Source organism: Virgibacillus aidingensis (assembly GCF_010994035.1).
Lineage (GTDB): Bacteria > Bacillota > Bacilli > Bacillales > Amphibacillaceae > Virgibacillus_N.
In genome coordinates, this window is the sequence record NZ_WIXN01000017.1 from 78,923 (window position 1) to 93,615 (window position 14,693).

The 14,693-nt window shown below is 40.6% G+C and carries 14 protein-coding genes; 5 read left to right on the forward strand and 9 right to left on the reverse strand.

Translation table 11 applies throughout. The features are described 5' to 3' along the window. Positions 1-18 precede the first annotated feature (18 nt). The 5 genes from GHD25_RS14290 to GHD25_RS14310 form a co-directional block, all read right to left on the reverse strand. On the reverse strand, positions 19-1,185 hold the full coding sequence (locus GHD25_RS14290; protein ID WP_164217991.1) for an NAD(P)/FAD-dependent oxidoreductase: 1,167 nt from the start codon (positions 1,183-1,185) through the stop codon (positions 19-21). Between the two features lie 73 nt (positions 1,186-1,258). Next, on the reverse strand, positions 1,259-1,468 hold the full coding sequence (locus GHD25_RS14295; protein ID WP_164217993.1) for a hypothetical protein: 210 nt from the start codon (positions 1,466-1,468) through the stop codon (positions 1,259-1,261). Positions 1,469-1,534: 66 nt separating this feature from the next. Then, a complete protein-coding gene (locus tag GHD25_RS14300) occupies positions 1,535-2,992 on the reverse strand; it encodes a sodium:solute symporter family protein (RefSeq protein ID WP_164217995.1) in 1,458 nt (485 codons plus the stop codon). 18 nt (positions 2,993-3,010) lie between these two features. Next, the gene (locus GHD25_RS14305; RefSeq protein WP_164217997.1) at positions 3,011-3,226 is read right to left on the reverse strand and encodes a hypothetical protein; all 216 of its coding nucleotides are present in this window, start codon (positions 3,224-3,226) and stop codon (positions 3,011-3,013) included. Between the two features lie 85 nt (positions 3,227-3,311). Next, on the reverse strand, positions 3,312-4,274 hold the full coding sequence (locus tag GHD25_RS14310; protein WP_164217999.1) for an ornithine cyclodeaminase family protein: 963 nt from the start codon (positions 4,272-4,274) through the stop codon (positions 3,312-3,314). A 200-nt stretch (positions 4,275-4,474) separates the two neighbouring features. On the opposite strand from GHD25_RS14310, the gene GHD25_RS20205 reads away from it, so the two are divergent. The 5 genes from GHD25_RS20205 to GHD25_RS14335 all read left to right on the forward strand — a co-directional run bounded on the left by GHD25_RS20205 (position 4,475) and on the right by GHD25_RS14335 (position 9,530). Continuing rightward, the gene (locus GHD25_RS20205; RefSeq protein ID WP_276207833.1) at positions 4,475-5,638 is read left to right on the forward strand and encodes a CdaR family transcriptional regulator; all 1,164 of its coding nucleotides are present in this window, start codon (positions 4,475-4,477) and stop codon (positions 5,636-5,638) included. A gap of 378 nt (positions 5,639-6,016) precedes the next feature. After that, positions 6,017-7,489 (forward strand): glycine betaine uptake BCCT transporter, encoded by a 1,473-nt coding sequence (locus GHD25_RS14320; RefSeq protein WP_164218001.1) that lies wholly within the window; start codon positions 6,017-6,019, stop codon positions 7,487-7,489. Between the two features lie 122 nt (positions 7,490-7,611). Then, complete coding sequence (locus GHD25_RS14325; protein WP_164218003.1) at positions 7,612-8,343, forward strand: ABC transporter ATP-binding protein; 732 nt, start codon at positions 7,612-7,614, stop codon at positions 8,341-8,343. Beyond that, positions 8,340-9,113, forward strand: coding sequence for an ABC transporter permease (locus GHD25_RS14330; protein ID WP_164218005.1), 774 nt, complete (start codon positions 8,340-8,342; stop codon positions 9,111-9,113). The genes GHD25_RS14325 and GHD25_RS14330 overlap by 4 nt, the downstream gene beginning before the upstream one ends. Before the next feature lie 21 nt (positions 9,114-9,134). Next, positions 9,135-9,530, forward strand: coding sequence for an SLAP domain-containing protein (locus tag GHD25_RS14335; protein ID WP_164218007.1), 396 nt, complete (start codon positions 9,135-9,137; stop codon positions 9,528-9,530). Positions 9,531-9,602: 72 nt separating this feature from the next. Here GHD25_RS14335 and safA read toward each other — a convergent pair whose 3' ends face one another. The 4 genes from safA to GHD25_RS14355 all read right to left on the reverse strand — a co-directional run bounded on the left by safA (position 9,603) and on the right by GHD25_RS14355 (position 14,616). Further along, on the reverse strand, positions 9,603-10,211 hold the full coding sequence (gene safA, locus GHD25_RS14340) for a SafA/ExsA family spore coat assembly protein (RefSeq protein WP_164218009.1): 609 nt from the start codon (positions 10,209-10,211) through the stop codon (positions 9,603-9,605). A gap of 459 nt (positions 10,212-10,670) precedes the next feature. Then, entirely contained in the window at positions 10,671-10,961 is a 291-nt protein-coding gene (locus tag GHD25_RS14345) for a hypothetical protein (RefSeq protein ID WP_205601367.1), read from the reverse strand. Positions 10,962-11,475: 514 nt separating this feature from the next. Further along, positions 11,476-13,431 (reverse strand): TRAP transporter permease, encoded by a 1,956-nt coding sequence (locus tag GHD25_RS14350; RefSeq protein WP_164218011.1) that lies wholly within the window; start codon positions 13,429-13,431, stop codon positions 11,476-11,478. 198 nt (positions 13,432-13,629) lie between these two features. After that, on the reverse strand, positions 13,630-14,616 hold the full coding sequence (locus GHD25_RS14355; protein ID WP_164218013.1) for a TAXI family TRAP transporter solute-binding subunit: 987 nt from the start codon (positions 14,614-14,616) through the stop codon (positions 13,630-13,632). Positions 14,617-14,693 lie beyond the last annotated feature (77 nt).

Genomic DNA, 14,693 nt, shown 5'->3' on the forward strand with positions numbered 1-14,693 from the left:
TTATCTATTTACTTCCAGTTATACAACTGCCCCTTCTATCACCAATTCTTTTTCCGCAAAGCGTTCAAAACGGAGCGGGCTTAAATCCAATGTTTCATAGCTTCCTTTTCTGATTAATTCTGATAATCCTTTACCAACAGCAGGCGCCTGCTGCATTCCATGCCCACTAAACCCGACAGCCATAAAATATCCATTCATTTTTGGGTGGCTGCCAATGATCGCATTTTGATCCTTGGTATTATGGCTGTACATTCCTGCCCACCCACCTGTAATTTTTGCTTTTTCAAAGTTGGGAACACGTTGTGCCAGCACCGGCCATAATTGCTCTTCGAAAAAAGAGCGATGCCATCTAAAATCAATGCCAGGCTTTACTTTTTCTCCATAACCGGTAATGATCGATGTACCTTCATGCCGGAAATAAACACCAGTAGGGTCCACCGTCAGCGGCAACAGATTTTCCAGAGGTTCTGCTGCGTCAAATTGAATGACCTGTCTTTTCAGCGGCACGACAGGTAGTGGCAGACCGGCCTGTTCACTAAGTGCGGGTGCCCAGGGACCTGCACAATTAATTACAATGGGACTTTCATATGTTTCGCCATGCTTTAAATGCACACCGGTTACCTTCCCCCCCTCTGTTTTAATCGACCTGACTTCTTCGTATATATAATTTGCTCCCAGTTCCTTTGCTTTTCGTGCGTAACCCTGCATGACGGAATATGGATCCAAATACCCATCCTCCCCGCAGTAGAGCCCGCCTTGCAAATCCTTCGTATTCAACTCGGGTATGATGGATAACAATTCTTCCTTTGACAGCAGTTCTGAAGGAACCCCATAACTTTGCTGCAATTCCATCTGTTTCTCTAACTGATCAATATTTTCATTTTTTGCCAGGAACAGATATCCCGGCTGTTTAAAATCAATTTCGGCTTTTTCATTTCCAATTGCCATATCTTCCGGAAACGTAGTATACTTTTTTAACCCATAACGGCTGATCTGCACATTAATCCCAGTAGTAAATAATTGCCTTATTCCCCCAGCACTTCGGGGAGTAGAAGCGTATTCATATACTTTATCTTTTTCAAAAACCGTAATTTCCCCCGTATAGCCGTCATTCAATAAGTTATAGGCCACACTTGAGCCAATCACACCGCCGCCAACAATAATGATATCCGTTTTATTTGCCATTGAAATCACCTCTCGCCAGTAAAATTAGATAATTCGTAATTGCAATTTCTTTTAGTTATATCTTATTCTGATTTTATATGCTATAGGCAGAATAACTAAAAATTATTGAAATACGCCTTTTAATCAACGCTTTCATTTCTAATGTTAAGCCTATTAATCCAGACAACACTTCGATACTTTCAATCGTTTCAGACTCTAACCGATTTATGCAAAATGCACAAAAAGAACTGAAAGCGATTTCATTAATCTCTATTTCAAAGGGAACATTTTGAATTATAAACAAAATCTGGCCCCCAAATTAATACTTTGGAAGCCAGATTTGTCCATTCTCTCTCTGCTAAATGTGTTTTCAGGAAACTTTTCTCTTTGTATTGATTAAGTCACCGTGATAACGATCCACTTGATTTTTCATTTCTTCTGATGGAGGAGGAGTCATTAAACTCACAACGATGACTAAAATTAAAGAAACAGGTGCAGCAATAATCGGTTCTGATACGAGTGCAAACGGCTTTGTGATAACGAGAAGGAGGAAAGTCAATCCGCCTCCTAGCATCCCGGCAAGTGCACCGGCTGTGTTTGCGCGTTTCCACCAGATTCCAAGAACGAGAGGAAAACCAAATGCAGAAAGAAGTCCTCCCCCTACCCAGCCAACCATAATTGCAATAAGCTGAGGCGGTTCAATAGCAATAAGAATTCCTATCATACTTGCAACTACCATAATGATAAAACCCAATCTTGTAACCTGTTTTTCTGTTGCATCTTTTTTAATATATTCCTTATAAATATCCCGTGCCACTCCGGCAGAAATTGCCAGCAGCATCGCATCAGCTGAAGACATGATGGCCGCAAGCAGCCCGGCAAACATAATTCCTGCAAGTAAAGGAGACATATAAGTCTCAATTACCGAAATAAATATCATGTCCTGATTATCGAGGGTCTCAGCAATGCCCAGGGAGGCTCCGCCTGCTGCAATTATAAAACCAAAAATAAATATGATCAGATAAAGCAAACAGGCCCCCAATGCCGAACGCCGGGCGGTCCGGGCATCACGCGAAGCAAAGTTCCGCATTACTGCAGATGGAGAAACAATTCCAAACCATAGGAAGGCTAAAAACAGACCAAAGTAAGACATCCATGGCTGGGTAATATCGCCGAATGTTGGTGTCACCGTCAGCGCCTCCTGGATAAGTGAAGCAAAACCATTATGCTGGGTTAGAATAATGATTGACAGAACAAGCATTCCAACAAGAATCAGGGCTCCCTGGATGAGATCTGTATACGTGATCGCCCACATTCCTCCAAGCGCTGCATACAATGTAAAACCGATCCCCAGCACAATTACCGCAGTGGTGTAATCAATACCCAAAACATACGAGCCAATAAGTCCTGACGCAGTCAATTGTGGAACCATATAAAATGTCATGCCCACAACAACAATTGCCACAGCTATAATTTGTACAGAATTGCCATACCGCTGCTTGAAAAACTCCGGCAAGGTGCTCACACCCGACCTTCTTATTTGTCCGGATACCAAAAACATAGTGAACGGAAGGATTGCTACAGCGCCAAAACCATAGGCAAACAGAAACGGAATACCCAATGATACCCCTGAACCTACGGCCCCCATCAAAGAGCTGGAGCTTGCTAGTGCCGCAAACAATGCAAAAGCACCGACAAATGTATTAATCTTTTTCCCTGCTGTCCAATAATCACTTTCAGAAGAGTGGGCCCGTTTTGTAAAATATATCCCCATTAATGTCATACCCACAAGATATATCGCTAATATAACAGTTTCCATTAATTGCATTTATATTCCCCCCCCAATCTAGTCGGATTCCTTCTCTTTTTCCACCTTTTCTATCCATAATACGTAGGCAACAGCTAATGCAAACCAAATAAAATACGTAAAAAACATTAACCATCCGGCAAGAGAAATACCCATCAGATAAATTTCTGTCGGCCACCATATTAATACGAATGCAGAAACAGCCACTAATACAACCAATAAAATAATACCGGGATCTTTCAGCTTTGGATTCATCTTTCTCCCCCTTTCCATCGTTAATTAGGGAATTTCCATAATCTGTTTCAGGACCGGGCTTGAGTCAGCCGTTTAAAACTTCCACTTAATTCAATTTTGTACCTGCCCCTTTTTCCAGCGCTTTTTCATACACAAGATTACCAACAACAACGTCAAACAAAGCCATTCCTGTCGATTTAAAGACTATACTCCCCCCTTTTTCTTTAATGACTTTCCTTGAACCAGCTAAAAAATCAGCCATATTCTCTATTGTCTCCTTTGCAATCCAGCCTTTTTCCAATGGTTCAGCAAGATCTCCGGACTCTTCCACTGCATGGTCAGTATCAACATATATGCTGTCCGTTATTTCATACAGGGATTTTGGAAATTCACGCATGTCCGGTTGGAAGGAGCCCACGCCGATTACCAATTTATCTTTTAAGAGAGCTTTATCATCCGGCAAAACCGGCGTTTTGGAAGTAGTTGCTGTAATGATGACTTCTGCATTTTGTACAGCCGCTTCAGCTGAATCTGCTGTGTGTAAATGGATATCACTACCCAGCCAGCTGTACAATTTCTCTTTAACGCTGGGTATTTTTTCCGGACTGCGGTTATATAAATAAATGTCTGTAAACTTTCTTTCCGTACAGGCTGCAATCGACTGGTAGAGCCCCTGTACACCAGTACCGATAATTGCCAGGCTGGAAACATCTTCTCCTGCCAAATGTCTGACCGCTGAACCGCCGATGGCACCAGTCCGTAATCCCGTTAAAAAAGATCCATCAATGATACTTTTGATCTCACCCGTCTGGCTGTCATTTAGAATAATTAGACCGTGCAGTGTCGGATGCTCAATATTGTTCGGAAATAATGTGACCAGCTTCGTTCCTATAGCAGTTTCTGTTAAGCAGGGCATAAGCAATAAGGTGTTATCCCCTTCTTGTACCTGCATTCTTTCCGGCATGCGAAATTCATTTTTGGCGTACAATTTGTAGGCAGCATCAATGGCATCGATTACATCCTTCATCGAAACCGCTTCCCGAATAGCCTGTTCATTTAAATACCACACAAAATCAACCTCCTGAAATTGGTAAACAGTGTTAGACAATTCCAAATTAATATTATTTTTAGTTATACCCTATTAATGTCTATAATTCTATGGATAATTTGCCTAAAAATGACCTGCCAAAATTAAAATTTTAATTAATTCTCATAATTATGGTAAGATATAAATATCAAAAATACGTTAGCATAAAAGGGTGAAGCGAGATGAATCTCTTAGCGCAATTTGCACAAAAGATCGTGAAAGCGGTTTCAAGTATATCGCCATTTTCCATCAGTCTCAGTGATGAAAATGGATTTATTATCGGCGCGACAGACCCTGAACGGGTTGGTACATACCACTTGCCGTCCAAAGAAGTGATAGAAAAAAATGATTATGTCATATTTGATAAAGAAAAAATTAAAAATATGGATAATGTATTTGAGGGCATCGCTTTTCCTTTGCAATTCGACTATAAAACAATTGGTGTATTAGGGATCATCGGTCCTCCCGCTCAAGTGGAACCTTACGGATTATTGATCAAAAATTATGTGGAAATGATGTGGCAGGAAACATTTCATCAGCAAATAACCGATATGGAAACAAAAACCAGGGAGACATTTGCTCAATACATATTATTAAATGAAGAAGTTGAGTCTCAAAGAGTGGAACAATATTGCGAAATGTTAGGTATTTCATATGGCAGGAAAAACTTTTGCATTGTCATCGACATTGGCAACTCCTTGTTAAACAGCGCAAAAAAACACATCTCCATTGAGATGTTAAAAGAAAATCTGCTCAGATGCACATACGAAGCTTATGCCTGTTCTGATTATTCACTTTGTACTTTTTTAAACACTGAAAAAATAGTCATGCTCAGACAGGTAAAAACTGTGGAGGAATACAAAAAACTGCTCGGAAAATTCGATAAGCAAAGCAGGGAATTAATCAGATTATTTGCGGTCTATTCCATTAAAAATCCTTGCATTGCAGCAGGAAGCCTGTCCGGTTCCATTGAATCGGTTAACGCATCTTACCAGGAAGCTGAAAATTTAATACGGTTTGCAAAAGAACGGGACATCGAACCAAAAATACTCACGAATTATCATTGGCATATTGTTCTGGAAAAACTGCCTTTATATGTTTCTGAAAACTACCGTGAAACTATACAATTCCGTATAAATGCATTTATGGAACATGAGCATTTTAGTGAGCTGGCCGATCTCTTTATAATATACTGTGAAAACAACATGAATATCAGCAAAACAGCAAAAGTACTGTATATTCACAGAAACACACTCATCTACAGACTTAAAAAAATAGAAGAAATGACCTCCCTCAACACCGGCAGCTTCCAGGACTGCATGCTCCTCTACCTGGCACTGAAATGAAACAACAGGACGGTTTATCCGTTGCACCCTTCCGGAAGCTCCCGTCTCCCCCTTCCTTCTTCTTATAGAAACAGCAAAACGAATCGGTCGCTGAACTGTTCTGCCACTTCCTTCATTGGATGGAAGAGCTTGCAAACAGCTTCATTTATTAATGGAGAATCAGCATTATTCATCTCGCACCTCTATTTTTCAATTACTTCAAAATTCAGCTTTATATACTGGAAGTTTGAACAATGCTTTTAAGATATAATTCGGTATAATCCTTTCACCTTTGATATAAAATAACATAACAATTGGTCATTGGGCAGATTTATAGCTGGAATATGGAGGTACCGTCCTCCTGCTTCAACCATATCCTATTTTGCTGGAGGGTACTTTATGAAGAAGGTTTCAAGTGTATTTTATATTACTGTGTCTCTCGTTGCTGTTTTTGTTATTATAGGGGCTATTCTCCCGAATCAGTTTGAGCAGATTACATCGCTTATAAATATTTTTCTTTCCACTAACTTTGGCTGGTATTATATGTGGCTCTTTTCGGCAATTATTTTATTTTCGCTCATTGTAGCATTTAGCCCTTACGGTAAGATAAAGCTTGGCAAAAAGAATGATAAACCTGATTTTTCCACTGCTTCATGGATAGCCATGCTGTTTTCTGCCGGGCTTGGGATCGGTCTTGTTTTCTACGGTGCAGCTGAACCGCTATACCATTTTGTAACGGATACTCCCGCTGCAGCGCCCGGATCAGATGATGCATTTAAGCAAAGTCTGTCTTTCACATTTTTTCATTGGGGAATTCACGGCTGGTCAATGTATGGGTTTATTGCATTGGCTTTAGCTTTCTTTCAATTTCGAAAGGGAGAACCCGGCTTAATATCCGCAACGTTAAAACCTATTTTTGGAGAAAAAATGAATGGTCCATTTGGCACCACCATAGACGTGTTAGCTACTTTCGCTACTGTATTTGGCGTGGCAACATCCCTTGGATTTGGTGCTTCCCAGATAAATGGCGGGCTTAACCATTTATTTGGTATTGATGTGGGATTTACGGCGCAATTTTTTATTATTTTAATCGTAACCGTATTATTTTTGATTTCCGCCTGGTCCGGTCTAAGTAAAGGAATAAAATATCTATCCAATACCAATATGGTTTTAGCTCTGCTTTTACTCATTACCATTATTATTATGGGACCTACCTTGCTTATTTTTAATATGTTTACGGAATCATTTGGTTTATATTTGCAAAATATTGTTCAATTGAGCTTTCGTACAGCACCTCTTGAATCAGATAACAGGGATTGGCTTGATGCATGGACAATTTTTTACTGGGCATGGTGGATTTCCTGGGGACCTTTTGTAGGAATGTTTATTGCCAGGGTCTCACGGGGACGTACCATCCGGCAGTTTATACTGGGGGTTATTATAGCACCAACCCTGATCGTTTGTATTTGGTTTGCAGCTTTTGGCACCACTGCAGGGAATATTCAAAATAGCGGGGTGGATTTATCCCAATACGTAACAGAACTTGTACTGTTTAACATGTTCGATCAGCTGCCACTGTCCTTTTTACTTTCAGCAATTGCCATTCTGCTCATTGTTTCCTTTTTCATTACATCGGCAGATTCGGCCACTTTTGTACTGGGCATTCAGGCAACAAAGGGATCACTTTCCCCGCCAAATAGTGTAAAGGTCGTATGGGGGATTGCTCAATCATCGATTGCATTGATCTTATTGTATGTTGGCGGCCTTACAGCCCTGCAAAATACCATTATTGCAGCAGCCCTGCCATTTTCCTATATCCTCATATTGATGATGATTTCCCTGTTCAAGGCTTTAAGTAAGGAAAAAGTATAAAACTATCTCCATAACAGAGATTCCCTCAGAAGCTGAATCTCTGTTTCCCAATTTTTCTTGAAAAATACAAAGCATATCATTACACTTGTTAGGAATACTAATTGCTGGAAAGAAGGGGAAAAATGCCAAACAATTTCACTGCTGCCATTCAATTTAATGAAGTAAATTTTTATGCAGATGGAGTACATATTATTAAAGATATAAGCGGATCTTTCATAAAAGGGAAAATTACTACATTGGTAGGACCATCCGGAGCAGGCAAATCCACTTTATTCCGCTTGTGTAACGGCCTTATCTCTCCTACGTCCGGAGATATTTATATAAATGGGGAACATATTTTGTCCTATGAGCCTGTAAATTTACGCAGAAATGTCGGCTATGCCCTGCAGGATGCAACTATGACAGCAGGTTCTGTCAGGGAAAACCTTGCTCTGCCACACACGCTGAACGGAAAATCACTGCATGCTGACGAGGCCGCGGAACTTATGGAACTCGTAGGGCTTGAGCCAAGTTTTTTAAGTAAAAATGCAAAGGATTTGTCGGGTGGCCAAAGGCAAAAATTATCTATTGCCCGCACTCTGGTAAACCGGCCGGATATATTACTGCTTGATGAGATCACTTCGTCTCTTGATCGGGTTTCCAAACAGGATATTGAGGAACTGATTCAAAAGATTAATGACCAATATAAAGTAACAATTATTTGGATTACCCATAATTTAGAACAGGCAATGACAATCGGAGACTATTCGTGGGTATTGATGAATGGGGAGCTGAAGGAAAACGGGAAAAGCGGTTTCCTAAAAAACCCAATAAATGAAGATGTGTTACATTTTATCAGGGGGGAAGCGGAATGAGCTTTTTAACATTGGGGATATCCCTTATATTTGTACTCATCCCTTTAATTTTATCAAAAACCTTGAATTTGGGACTGGAAAAAGATACTGCCGTAGCTACCATTCGCTCCATCATTCAATTGATCGCAGTAGGATATGTCCTGCAATTTGTTTTTGATGCGGAACATATGATTTATATTATTTTGATGGTTATCTTAATGATTGCAGCTGCAACGCATAATGCACAAAAAAAAGGCGCTTCTATTAAAGGTATTATTTGGAAGCTTGTGCTGACATTTATTGTTATTGAAATTTTGACACAAGCCATTTTGATTGGGTTTCAAATTACTCCCCCCACCGCGCAGTACATCATTCCAATCAGCGGGATGGTAATTGGCAATTCGATGGTCCTCAGCATTCTGTTTTTAAATAGATTTACTTCGGAAATGGAGGAAAAGGACAAGGAAACAGAATTAATACTGTCTCTTGGAGGTACACCTAAACAGGCCATACACAAGCCATTAATTTCTTCCATACAGGCCAGCACGATTCCAACCATTGAAAGTCAGAAAACAATTGGGCTTGTTCAGCTTCCCGGCATGATGAGCGGACAGATCATCGCCGGAGCAGACCCTGTACAGGCTGTGCTATTTCAATTGCTTATTCTGTTTCTCCTTTTAACAACAGCAGTGATTACTAGCATCATGATCGGATATTTATCCTATCCGACATTATTTAATGAGCGAATGCAATTTTTAAAAGAACGGCTGACAGAAAAAAAGAATAGCTAATCTTACCCTGGGGGCATCTGTATGCAAAAACTATTATTTGAAGAAGCTTGGGAGAGGACCATTTCCGAAGCTGATCGTTTGTTGATAAAGGAAGCCTTTCAACAAGCAGTTTTATCCGATCTGCCGGCAATTCAATTCAGTCGGCTTTGGCAGGCAACAAATTATAAAGATGAATTGTTAATCACAGCCATTATTCATAATGTAAGCGGAAATTCATTCTCTTTTACAAATCAAACCATATATTACAGAGCAGGAGAAGAAATAGCAGCCTATCACAAATTCACTCTGCCTGTTGCGGTTAAGGCAAAAACGAGTATGCCATGGACATTTATATTTCCAAAAGAAAGCATTGCTGCCGGTTTCAGCCAGGACATTGGCAAGCTTGAATTCAAACAAAGCTATGATCCGATTGATTAAGATCATAGCTTTGTTTTGTTTTTGCATTCTTTCCATTTTAATGGACTGGATAACTTTTAAATCGCTTGTATTTTATTTTTTAATAAACATTTGTGTCCAGTAATTGCCTGATTCAACATAACCTACACCAATATGTGTAAAGTCACTGCTCATAATGTTTGCTCTATGTCCGGAACTGTTCATCCATGCGTTAACTACTTGCTTTGCTGATCTCTGCCCTCTGGCAATATTTTCACCGGCAGATCTGTAATTGATGCCGAAGTTTTGCATCATCGTAAATGGAGAACCATAAACAGGGCTGTTATGACTAAAATAATTTTGGTCTTTCATATCTTGTGATTTATATTTTGCAACCCTCGCCAGTTCCCAATCATATTTCAAAGCAGGCAGGCCTGCATCTGCCCTTTCCTTGTTGACCAAATTGATTACTTCCTGCTCCTCAGAAAATTCAGCATTGATCCCGATATTAATTTTTTGACCGGGATAAATGTGATTCGGATTTGCGAGCTGGGGATTTGCATCAATCAGCTCACTGACTCCCGTTTCTGTTTTTACTGCTATTTTCCATAATGCATCTCCGGGTACGACTGTATAAGTACTTGCTGCAATCGAGCTTACAGGCAATAGTAGAGCTAAGGTTAAAATGGACACGATTGTAATCCTGCTGACTTTCTTAAGCATTCCCAACACCCTTTCCTTTTTGGTATATACATAGAATATAAAGATTTACGTCCAAAGTCATTATTAATTTATTGGTAAGATTGTTACTGAAACGTTACAATTTGGTGTATATGGTTTTGAAAGATTGATATTATCGTCTTTTAAAAATAAATAGAGTAATTAAAATGTAATATTGGAAGGGTATTTTTATAAGGAAAATAAAAGATTCTTATAAATTGATGGTGTTTACCGGCTGCGTTTTCTCCGGATTTTATTCATGACAACGTTATTCTGCCGGTTGGATTCTCTTTTCAACTGCATTGATCTTATACACTGAATCTATCACATCATAGGCTAAAAGATTTCACTTCTAAAGAATAGACTGACTCCGGATTTTCTGTGTATAAGCTAAATAAGGTATTATATAAAAAATAACAGCATAGCGGTTCCAACCGTATGCTGCCTAATAAACATCCTTCTTTAATATCCAAATGGGCCATAGGTGAACCCGGGACCATAAGGGGCACCATATCCCGGACCATATGCTCCAGCTGGGAATCCTACATAGCCGGGACCGTAAACTCCGCCATATCCCGGGCCGTAACCAGGACCAACTCCCAAGAAACCCGGACCGCCTGTCAATAGGCTACCACCCAAAAATCCAAGACCTGCACCTAGGAGTCCTGAAGTTAACGGATCAATCCCAGGTGCTCCGTATCTGCATGGAGGTTCCATCGGAGCCATAGGCGGATGATTTTCATATCTATACATATAAATTCCCCTTTTCATTAGCATTGTGCTTCATTTCCTAACCTTTCCCTATAGCCTATGTGGTTTAAATGAAAATGAACTAGGCAAGTGTTTATACCTGAGACATTGAAACTACAGTTTCCGTGAATCCACTTCTTTAGGGCTGCGGGACAGCTGTTCCTCGCCCCACCGTAGAGATTTGGGGCTACGGGACGCTGTTCCTCGCCCCACCGTAGAGATTTGGGGCTACGGGACGCTGTTCCTCGCCCCACCGTAATGATTTGGGGCTGCGGGACGCTGTTCCTCGCCCCACCGTAATGATTTGGGGCTACGGGACGCTGTTCCTCGCCCCACCGTAGAGATTTGGGGCTACGGGACGCTGTTCCTCGCCCCACCGTAATGATTTGGGGCTGCGGGACAGCTGTTCCTCGCCCCACCGTAGAGATTTGCTGTAATTTATACTATTTTTTGTGCAAAAGAAAAGACAGTCATTCACCTTTTTCAAAAAGAGAATGACTGTCCATTCAGTATAATTTTAAGAAGTTCTTAATCCCATTTGGCGGGAATCATCTTTACGCTGTCTCTGAATAAACCAAATACCCAGCATAAGCATTAAACCGATTATACTGATTATTATATTTGGGATGATCAGCATAATTCCGGCTGCAAATAATATGAGCCGTTCCCAGGCATAAGCATTGCGCACAAAGAATCCCACAGTTGAACTGCTGACTGCAGACATGCCTATTAATGCAGTAATGACAGCGATAATAATGCCTGCTGCAGTTACATCCACCATGACAAGAATCGGATTATAAACCAGTATATACGGAACGATAAAGGCTGCAATTGCCAGCTTCACCGCCGACACCCCGGCCCTGAATGGATTTGCCCTGGCAATGCCCGCCCCCGCATATGCTGCCAGACAGACTGGCGGCGTGATATCCGCTACAATGCCAAAATAAAATACAAACATATGTGCAGCAATCGGTGCTACACCAAATTCATTAATTAAAACCGGTGCAGCAATCGTGGCGGTAACAACATAATTTGCGGTAGTCGGAAGCCCCATTCCTAAAATAATACAGGCAATCATTGTAAAAAACAGAGCAAAGATCAGAATACCGCCCGATAATGCAATCACACCAGCGGCAAACTTTGAACCAAGACCGGTAATGCTGACCACACCGGCTATAATACCGGCTGTACCGACTGCTGCAATTACAGGTAATGCTACTCTTGCCCCTTGCTCCAACACATAAATAATTTTCCTGAAACCCATTCTTGTATCTTTTCTGAGTAAACTAAGGACAAATGCTGTGATAATACCCATTAAAGCTGCACGTTGAGGTGTAAATCCAATCATTATCGTACCGATAATAATAAATATGGGAAAAATCATATATCCATCTTTGAAGATTAACCTTTTTAAGTTGGGAAGATCTGCTTTTGGCAGACCCACAATACCCATTTTTTTAGCCTCAAAGTGGGTGCCTATAAATATTCCGCTAAAATATAACATGGCCGGTATTACAGCAGCCAGCATAATGGTGCCAAAGGAAACGCCAAGGTATTCCATCATAATAAAAGCAGCTGCTCCCATGATCGGAGGCATAATTTGTCCGCCGGTTGAAGCTGATGCTTCTGTTGCAGCAGCGAATTCCGGTTTAAAACCGGAACGTTTCATCATGGGAATCGTGAATGACCCTGATGCCACTGTATTACCTACAGAGCTTCCTGAAACCATCCCTTGCATGGCACTGGCTACTACAGCAGTTTTAGCTGTACCTCCAGTAAATCTGCCGGTTAATGCGAGAGCCAAATCATTAAAGAACCGCCCTATTTTTGTATGGACGAGAATGACACCGAAAAATAAAAACAGGAAAATAAATTTGGCGGATATTTGAACAGGCGTTCCAAAAACACCGCTTTCCTGGTACCACAAATTGGTAGCCAGACGATTTGCCGAAAAACCCGGATGTGATAAAATTTGTCCGGGAATGTAACTGCCGAAAATAGTATACAAAATAGCTACGCTTGCGACAATAACGATCGGCAGTCCAACGGTTCTTCTGGTAGCCTCCAAAAGCAATAATATACCTAGAACGGAAAAGATAACGTCGATGGTTGAATATCCGGATATTCTGCTTTGAAGAATAGAATCAAAAAATATAATTTTATGATAGGTAACATACATGGCAGTGAATGCCAATATTACATCATACCAGGGCACTGTAGTTTGCTTTTTCTGCAGCCCTTTTTTTGCAGGAAAAAGTAAAAAAATCAGTCCCAGTGCTGTTCCTAAATGGACTGCACCCTGCTGCTGGGATGGCAGTGTTCCAAAATAGGCAGTATATAAATGAAAAACGGTTAATGCTACACCAAAAAAAGTGACAACCCATGCCCACTTGCCAATTTTCTTTCTATACGTACTTTCTCTATCATATTTTTCAAGGACTTCTTCTGAAGTTGTTTTTTCATTTTTTGCCACCCGTTCACGTCCTTTCCGTACACTTGGATATTAACGGATTTACGAATAGATTTATATAATATATTCATAACAATTATATTCAGGGAGGTATACACTCCTCCCTAAAAAAAAATCCTAGCTCCATCTTACAAATGTGAATTGTTATGTGAATAAGTTTATTTACCTGAAGTTTTGTTGGAACATTACTTCTTAATACCATTAATCTGTTATATCTTCCAAGCCCTCAATCCCTGTGTTTTCCCGGGTTACTATCTGAACAACTTCCGGATAAATATGCCCGATAAATGCAGCATTTGGCACTTCGTTTCCTTCAAAGTCTCCTTCACCGTTTATAGCATCCAGGGCAGGTACATGCACTGTCATACCCAGGTCCATATTGCCGTCACGAATACTTGCCAGGTTTTCAATGGAAGCTCCGGTTTCTGTATTTGTTATATTTATGCCGTCAATATTATTATTCCAAATCGTTGCCATTTCACCGCCAAGCGGATAATATGTTCCACCCTGGCTCCCTGTCCCCAAAATAAGTTCACTTTTCGTTTCATCTCCACCTATTTCGGCAACCGGATTATCTACCGTCAATCCCTGCTCTTCATAATAACGTTTGGCACCAGGATGAATAGGCAATCCCTCTGCCCCTGACAACGCATTTTCCAGTGTCATATGCTCTGATTGCGCATGGGTATTTTCCTCAGCATTTTCCACCATGCTTTTTGCCAGTTCATATCCGAGCTCTTCATTAATCGTATCTGTATTTGCCATTAATATTGCGTATGCAGTAACCGTTTCTACATCTTCTTCCAAAAATTCATATGCATCTGCAGGAATGGTATATCTTAAATAACCACTATTTTCTTCCATATATTCAATCGCTTCATCTGTTAAGCTGATCATTTTTACATCTCCTGTGGACGCCTGCAAACTTTCTATGCTTCCTGCGGGAACACCGAGAATACCTACAGAGATATCAATATTTCCGTCCTGCACACTGTCCGCAGCATCTCCAAAACCTTCCTGATATTCACTGTAGTCATCTTCACCAATGCCATATGCTTCAAATAGAACTTTGGACACGGAATTCGTTTCACTAGCCGGCGGACCGATTGCAATACTTGTTCCGCCACCTCCGCATGCCGTGAGGAACAATAAAAATGCAAGCATGGAAAAAAGGTAATTTTTTTTCATTTCTCTCTCCCCTCGTATATTATATTTAGGCTCTTCATTCAGCCTATAAATTCCTTAAAAACCTTTTTAGTACATGT

Excerpts from the sequence above, each read along its gene's own strand:
- GHD25_RS14290 (WP_164217991.1), bottom strand. The coding sequence starts at position 1,185 with ATGGCAAATAAAACGGATATCATTATTGTTGGCGGCGGTGTGATTGGC.
- GHD25_RS14300 (WP_164217995.1), bottom strand. The coding sequence starts at position 2,992 with ATGCAATTAATGGAAACTGTTATATTAGCGATATATCTTGTGGGTATG.
- GHD25_RS14305 (WP_164217997.1), bottom strand. The coding sequence starts at position 3,226 with ATGAATCCAAAGCTGAAAGATCCCGGTATTATTTTATTGGTTGTATTA.
- GHD25_RS20205 (WP_276207833.1), top strand. The coding sequence starts at position 4,475 with ATGAATCTCTTAGCGCAATTTGCACAAAAGATCGTGAAAGCGGTTTCA.
- GHD25_RS14320 (WP_164218001.1), top strand. The coding sequence starts at position 6,017 with ATGAAGAAGGTTTCAAGTGTATTTTATATTACTGTGTCTCTCGTTGCT.
- GHD25_RS14325 (WP_164218003.1), top strand. The coding sequence starts at position 7,612 with ATGCCAAACAATTTCACTGCTGCCATTCAATTTAATGAAGTAAATTTT.
- GHD25_RS14330 (WP_164218005.1), top strand. The coding sequence starts at position 8,340 with ATGAGCTTTTTAACATTGGGGATATCCCTTATATTTGTACTCATCCCT.
- GHD25_RS14335 (WP_164218007.1), top strand. The coding sequence starts at position 9,135 with ATGCAAAAACTATTATTTGAAGAAGCTTGGGAGAGGACCATTTCCGAA.
- safA (WP_164218009.1), bottom strand. The coding sequence starts at position 10,211 with ATGCTTAAGAAAGTCAGCAGGATTACAATCGTGTCCATTTTAACCTTA.
- GHD25_RS14345 (WP_205601367.1), bottom strand. The coding sequence starts at position 10,961 with ATGTATAGATATGAAAATCATCCGCCTATGGCTCCGATGGAACCTCCA.
- GHD25_RS14355 (WP_164218013.1), bottom strand. The coding sequence starts at position 14,616 with ATGAAAAAAAATTACCTTTTTTCCATGCTTGCATTTTTATTGTTCCTC.